This is a genomic window from Hydrocoleum sp. CS-953, from assembly GCF_002260545.1.
Taxonomy (GTDB): domain Bacteria; phylum Cyanobacteriota; class Cyanobacteriia; order Cyanobacteriales; family Microcoleaceae; genus Trichodesmium.
This window is the reverse complement of record NZ_LGSU01000949.1, coordinates 1-5614: the sequence shown is the minus strand read 5'-3', so window position 1 is coordinate 5614 and position 5614 is coordinate 1. Positions and strand designations below refer to the sequence as shown.

The window sequence follows — 5614 nt, the reverse complement described above, 5'->3', positions numbered from 1 at the left end:
CTCCCCTACTCCCCTACTCCCCTGCTCCCCTATTATCCCAGTTCATCAGTTACTAAAAGTCTGAGAATTTCTGTTACTTCTGCTGCCATCCGAGCATCTATTTCTACTGCTTCTCTGTCAAAATCTCCTAATGCTCTTGCACCCCGTAAAGTCATAGCTATAGACCTAACTTTTCCCTGATATTCAAACTGAGTAAAACAAGTATAAGTCAGTTCTGTTCGTTGACGACTGCTACTATATCCAAAACCTAATTTAGATAAAATAACAGGAGATTTAATACTATTTTGAATTCCCAATTTTTCTAGAGCAACATCCACATAACGAGCGCTATCTTTCCCAGCATTTCTAATAAAAGGTTGCAAATTTTCCCAAGACATTCCTGGTAGTTTTGCTGGTTGTGGCAAATGATAATACCATCCTACCATCGACATAATTCTGGTGAGGTCGTAAGTAGTAACCGTATTTTCTCCAGTTTGGTCTTCTCGCTTTTTACTTTCCGACGCTGCACTCAATAAAACTTGATTATCTTGGGTAATTTCAGGAGACAAAATAAATGGATCTTCACCATATAAACCTTGAAATTCTGTATGATTATTGCCTGTAATTTCCTTTAACCATGATTCTAAATCAACATAAGTTTGGAAGCATTTAAACATTGCAGATAAAGCATTAGAACTACCTACCTTTTCTGCATAAGTAATCACATCTTCTACGGCTTCATTAAAGTCTATATTTTTGCCATCGCCTCGAATTTGACAGGTATTAATATCACTATTAAGAGAACAAATTACATTTAAAATTGGGATAATTTTAGTAGAACTCCAACACTGACATTTGTCAAGAGAATTTCTACCTAACCAACGAGATTTAAAAGGTCCGCCTGCGGTACCAGCTAGACAAATACAGGCTTCTTTAATATCAGGATGAATAAAGCTCAGACCCTGTTCATCAATGTTAGGAAGTTCGCCAACATGGGGAAAAGCTTTTGCTCCTGGGATGGCTAAACTAGGCAGCGTTTTTAAATGTTCGGGATAATTTTCTACTTGGTTTTGGTAGGGAGAATTTTTAATGCCTTTATCTAAAATAGCTAGTTTATAACCATTAAAACCAGCTTCAGCTTTTAAGAAGTCGTTGTAGACTTTTTCTCGGTCCATTGCTAGTAGTAGAGTGAAGGCTTCTTTTTGGCCGAAATTGCCGAAAAAGTCTGCCAGCATATTGAGAATTTGATCGTTAATATCTTCCATAATTTGATTTAAAAAGCGGTCAGCGGTCAGCGGTCAGCAGTCAGCAGTAAACGTAAGACCGGGGATTTAAACCCAGAGCTGCTAAAAGCTAATCCCTAGTTAACTTTCTTAAGTAATATTCCTACTATAACTATAACATTTTTCATTTTTGCGAAAATAATACATTTCGGCTGCAAAAAGGCAACAAATCAACTGGAAATAGGCAACAATTTGATAGTTTTTTGTAGCCTTAGAGAAATGAGACGTTTTATTACATTTAAAACCAAACTACTATATATTAAAATTACCTCTAGTTTTTCCTGATTATTTTAAGTAATGAAAATTATTATAGTGTATTGAAAAATATTTTAAATTAATACCATGTCCGTTGGTATTGTTGGTGTAAAATACGGGGAAATATCTACCATATTTAATTTTAGCTTCTCTTAAAGCTTCTTCAAACTTTGGTATTCTTTCTTCCTGACCTTCGCCCTTACCGAAATAATTAATAATTAAACAATTAAATAATTAGATAATTCACGCCTTGAAGCCTCCCCTTTCAAGGGAAAAAAGCGGTCGTTTGCGGAGCAGTCAGTCAGGATGAGATGGCGAGGAAACCCGCTCTTGCAGAGCCGCTCCGCTTTATATGTCGGCGACAGCCGAAACGCCATATCTAATCGACCAAGAAAAATAAATCTTTTCCTGATTCGTCAATCCTATCCCTTTTAGGGAGAGGTAATTATCAATTATCAATTATTGAACGGACATGATATAACTTGATTAATCGCTGATTTTTTTTGATAATTTAAGCAGAGTAAATATTCGCAGAAAATTTTTAAAATTATTACTCCTAACTTAGTAAATATAATGGTTAGCTTACCTGAATTATAACTCTTAGCCACTATCGAAATGTTAAAACTGAAATAGGATTAGTATGTATAGATAATTTGACAAAACTTTAAAGTATGCTAAATTTACCAAAGATTTCCTCTTTACCCCTGCTTAAGTCCAAATACTCAGCAGGATTTATATTTGGCTGGGCAATGATACTAGCGATCGCCAGTGCAACTGTAATTTATCAACTGAATAATCTGACAGAAGAGAGTGGCAATGCTAGACTACTCTTGACTAAATTAAAGGAACAAGTCAGCAGACTTAATTCTCTAGAATGGGAGGGAATTTCCAAAGGTGAAATTGACGAAAATTTAACAGAAGAACTTGCAGAAAATAGAGAAAGCACTGACATTATTATTGCAGAAATTAGGCAACTTAAAGAACAGGATAATCTCAAGAAACTCTGGGATTTATATATCAGTTATGACAATATAATGAACAATTCTTTGCAACTAATTGCTCAGAAAAAAATTGCCGATGTTAAACAAATTAATGCTTTGAAAATTGATAAAATTTTCGATGAGCTATACGCTGAAATTAACATACTAGAAAAAAGGTATGCAAACAAACATAAGCAGGCCAGACAATTTGCCGATGTAGGCACAACCTTTGCTTTAATTATGGCAGCCTTTGTAATTGGTATTTTATCCTATAAATATAGTCAAAGATTGTTGAATAAAAATCAACAGTTAAAAACTGCCTTAATCGATCTCCAACAAACACAAAACCAATTAGTTCAACGGGAAAAAATGGCTGCTTTAGGACAACTAATTGCAGGGGTTGCCCATGAAATTAATAACCCCCTTGGGGCAATTCAAGCCTCAGCAAATAATACTGATAAGGCTTTAAAAGAATTCCTGAATGAACTCCCCCATTTACATCAACGTCTTAGTCCTAAAGAAGAAGATAGCCTTTTTCTCCTCATCACTCAAGCACTCGAAACCCAGCCTTCAATTGACTCTTCCGAAGCTCGCGCCCTCAAGCGTAGAATTATTACCCAACTTAAAGAGCATGACATTGAAAATGCTAGATATATTGGGAATCTCTTAGCAGACATAGGGGTTCCCGAAATATCTAATTTGTGGTTGCCCTTGCTTAAAGGTGAATATGGAGAATGGGCGATCGAGTTCGCCTACAATTTGGCTTCCTCCTTTTCTAATAATCAGATTATTCTCCGCGCCGTTGAACGCTCCTCTAAGACAATTTTTGCCCTCAAAAGCTATGCTCGTTTTCAACCCAATGGCCAAAAGGAATTGATAAACGTTGTTAATGGGCTAGAAACTGTACTAGAAATTTATCACAATCAACTGAAACGGAGTATTAATGTGATTCGAGATTATCAGGATATTCCTAAAATCTGGGTATATCCAGACGAACTAATTCAGGTCTGGACAAATCTAATTCATAACGCAATTCATGCTATGGAATCAGGAGGGACACTGACTATTAGCACCCATCAACAGGAAAATGGCGTTCAGGTGATTATCAAAGATACCGGATTAGGAATTCCCCCGGATGTACTGCCCAAAATCTTTGACCCCTTTTTTACCACCAAGTCAGCAGGTGAGGGGAGTGGTTTGGGACTCCATATTTGCCAGAAAATTATTGACAAACATCAGGGATATATAAAAGTGGACAGCCAACCCGGAGATACTGTATTTTATATAGGGTTGCCCCTTGGTAACTCTTAAACTTTCTAATTATAAAGTATCTAGAAAGGTGAAGTATGTCTGAAATAGCAATTATTTGTGTTGATGATGAAATGCCTATTCTCAAAGCTCTTAAAGAACAACTCCAACGTGGGTTTGGCAACAAATATATTTATGAGATGGCCCAAAGTGCTGAAGAAGCGTGGGATGTGATTGATGAGTTGGAAGAGGAAGGCGTGAAAATTTTGGCCATTGTTTCTGATTGGCTAATGCCTAATACCAAAGGCGATGTATTTTTAACTCAAGTTCATCAACGGTTTCCAGAAATTGTCACCGTGATGCTAACTGGGCAAGCTGACGAGGAGGCTATTGAGCGGGCAAAAAAAAAAGCAAATCTTTATGCTTGCCTCTATAAACCCTGGTCAGAGGACGAATTACAGCAAATTATTAGTCAAGCTTTAAATAAGTAGAATATGAAAGGAGTCATTATTTGTGTTGATGATCAGTTGGAAATTCTCCAGATTTTAGGGAGGCAACTCAAGCGCAATTTTGGCAAAGAATATGATATTGAGTTAGCTAAAAGTGGTGCAGAAGCTCTTTCTCTTTGTGCAGAATTGACAGCAGAAAGCTTACCAATTCCTGTGGTAATTTCCGATCACAATATGGAGGAGATGGATGGGGATACTTTGTTGGTTGAACTTCACAAGCTTTATCCCAAAATGTTAAAAATTATGCTGACTGGTCAAGCTGATGCTCATTCGGTAGGGAATGTTGTTAATGCTGGTGCTTTATACCGCTACATCAGTAAACCTTGGGATAAAGATGATCTAATACTCACGGTTACTGAGGCTTTACGAAGCTTTGCTCAAGAACAAAAACTTGCTGAACAAAATGCTCTCCTTAAGGAAATGAATGCCAGGTTAGAAAGTTCTTTATCACTCCTATTATCGACCCTGGAAGCAACAGCGAATGGCATCCTTGTCCTAGATAGTTGCGGAAAAGAGGTCATTTTTAATCAAAAGTGTGCTGAAATTTGGGAGCTAGATGGCTCAACTGCAATAAGTGATAGCCACAAGCTAATTGATTTGATTTTAGCAGCTTTGATCAAAGCAGATGCGGACAGCTTTCAAGCATTACTGATGCAAAAGAATATGAAACTACGGGATTTATTAATATTAAAAAATGGTAGAGTTATTGAATATTATTCCCAGCATCAAAAATTATCAGGGAAAATTGTTGGTCAGGTCTTGACTTTTCGAGATGTGACTAGAGAAAAGCAAAAGCAAGCAACAATTGAGTATCAAGCATTGCATGATTCTCTAACTAACCTGCCAAATAGAGCTTTATTCGATCGGAAACTTTCTGAAGCGATCGCCCATGCTGCTAAACGCTCAGAAATTATGGGGGTAATGTTTCTAGATTTAGATCGGTTTAAGCAGGTTAATGATACATTCGGTCACTCAGTAGGAGACTTATTGTTACAGACAGTTTCTCAGCGTCTTGCCGTTTGTTTGAGAGAAGTTGATTTGATTGCCCGTTGGGGAGGAGATGAATTTGGCATTATTTTACCACAAATTCACTGTCGAGAAGACGTGATCGAGATTGCTGATAGATTGATTAAAGGTATGCAGCCAGAATTTATCTTGGAAGGTCATCACCTTAATGTCACAACGAGCATTGGAATTGCCTTGTATCCTCACGATGGTTTAGATAGTAGCACATTACTTCAGAGTGCTGATACTGCCTTGTACCAAGTCAAGAGAGCTGGGCGCAACAATTATTGTTGAGGCTAATATCATGTCTGGATGAACAATTATAAATAATTAGGGAGGAGTCAGGAGTCAGGAG

4 protein-coding genes are annotated in these 5614 nt (G+C 37.2%); 3 read left to right on the top strand and 1 reads right to left on the bottom strand.

The window, feature by feature from the left end; all coding sequences use genetic code 11:
- Positions 1-32: 32 nt before the first annotated feature.
- Positions 33-1244, bottom strand: coding sequence for a hypothetical protein (locus tag AFK68_RS13135; RefSeq protein WP_210407386.1), 1212 nt, complete (start codon positions 1242-1244; stop codon positions 33-35).
- Positions 1245-2188: 944 nt separating this feature from the next.
- Here AFK68_RS13135 and AFK68_RS13130 point away from each other — a divergent pair.
- The 3 genes from AFK68_RS13130 to AFK68_RS13120 are packed head-to-tail and all read left to right on the top strand — an operon-like array spanning position 2189 to position 5553.
- Positions 2189-3808 carry a sensor histidine kinase gene (locus AFK68_RS13130; RefSeq protein ID WP_094673201.1) on the top strand — a complete coding sequence of 540 codons (1620 nt, stop codon included), beginning with the start codon at positions 2189-2191 and terminating at the stop codon, positions 3806-3808.
- A gap of 35 nt (positions 3809-3843) precedes the next feature.
- Complete coding sequence (locus AFK68_RS13125; protein WP_094673200.1) at positions 3844-4236, top strand: response regulator; 393 nt, start codon at positions 3844-3846, stop codon at positions 4234-4236.
- A 3-nt stretch (positions 4237-4239) separates the two neighbouring features.
- The gene (locus AFK68_RS13120) at positions 4240-5553 is read left to right on the top strand and encodes a diguanylate cyclase (RefSeq protein ID WP_094673199.1); all 1314 of its coding nucleotides are present in this window, start codon (positions 4240-4242) and stop codon (positions 5551-5553) included.
- Positions 5554-5614: the final 61 nt, after the last annotated feature.

Excerpts from the sequence above, each read along its gene's own strand:
- AFK68_RS13120 (WP_094673199.1), top strand. The coding sequence starts at position 4,240 with ATGAAAGGAGTCATTATTTGTGTTGATGATCAGTTGGAAATTCTCCAG.
- AFK68_RS13125 (WP_094673200.1), top strand. The coding sequence starts at position 3,844 with ATGTCTGAAATAGCAATTATTTGTGTTGATGATGAAATGCCTATTCTC.
- AFK68_RS13135 (WP_210407386.1), bottom strand. The coding sequence starts at position 1,244 with ATGGAAGATATTAACGATCAAATTCTCAATATGCTGGCAGACTTTTTC.
- AFK68_RS13130 (WP_094673201.1), top strand. The coding sequence starts at position 2,189 with ATGCTAAATTTACCAAAGATTTCCTCTTTACCCCTGCTTAAGTCCAAA.